Here is a 1129-nt window from a genome sequence, read left to right as displayed (position 1 = left end):
TGGATGGAAAACTCAGTGGGTGCCGATGGGTGTCATAATGTTCATCTGACACTTTTTATTTGTTTCAAGACATTAACGCCGTGGGATCGAAGCCAGAATGACAATTACCCGCGGTAATCTGAGCCTTATTGACAAGCACTCTGTGGCTAATTTGGTTTAGAATTCGCGTTTTCATCGAAGAAAAAATTAAACCTGGCACATCAGTCTCAAATCAGAGCGGTAGCATAGGTTCTTCAACGACTTTACGAGGATAAAAGGATATGTCTATTAACGAGCACGCCACCAAGGAACAGGTGAATCGACTGGTTAACACCGCTCTGGCAGCGATTAAGAATAAAGATAAAAATCCGACCTGGAATCAGACTCTGGCTCAGGCCTTGGATCAACTCAACTTGATCAGCCGGAACCTGAATACCGCCAAACATGGCGTACAGCACTTTGGCAGAGTGATGGCGACCGACGCTCATGGACACAATGCCTACCGAGCCAATCAATCCGTGAACTCTAAGCTAGGGACGCTCTCATCGCTTGAAGCCTTCCTCGCTAAAGAATGGAAAAAAATTGGTGATGCGATTAACGCGGATATAAAAAAGCTACCAACGGACGGCAAGAACGAAATGGAACTCCTGGACATGCTTGCGGGAGAAATTGAGTCATTCGATAAATTGCTTAAACAAAACGTCAGCCAAGTTTCAAAGCACCAGTCCAACCCACATCAAACGATGATTATTCAAAGAGAAATCACCCAACTAAAAGCAATGCCTGCTCTAACGGCACCAAGTATGCTTATTCTTATTTCTATTGGCATCCGGTTATTTGCGATGTTCGTTGGTGCTAAAAACGTGAACAGCAATAAATAGTCGCGATTTCCTATTTGGTGGTTAGTTAGGCGCTGTACGTTTTTTCCGACAGACTAAATGTCTGTCGGAAATATCGAATTTCCTTGCATACTGTTTTAGCCAACCGGTGTAGGCGATCATGTCCTATTCTGAACAGAAGTAAAACTGCCGGTTATTACCCCGCTGTATAACATGCTGCGGAATCCCTGCAGGACTGAGGCGCGCCAATCTGGCCATCGAACTTCCCCCTTCCTATTACTATGGCCGTAGACTAATGGATGGAAAACTCA

1 protein-coding gene is annotated in these 1129 nt (G+C 44.8%); it reads left to right on the top strand.

Features of this window, described 5'->3' with window-relative positions:
* The first annotated feature begins 260 nt into the window (after nt 1–260).
* Nucleotides 261–860, top strand: a complete 600-nt coding sequence (locus B4U49_RS00480; RefSeq protein ID WP_078082651.1) for a hypothetical protein — start codon at nt 261–263, stop codon at nt 858–860.
* Nucleotides 861–1129: the final 269 nt, after the last annotated feature.

This window comes from Microbulbifer mangrovi (genome assembly GCF_002009015.1).
Lineage (GTDB): Bacteria > Pseudomonadota > Gammaproteobacteria > Pseudomonadales > Cellvibrionaceae > Microbulbifer > Microbulbifer mangrovi.
This window is presented reverse-complemented; position numbering and strand designations above follow the sequence as displayed.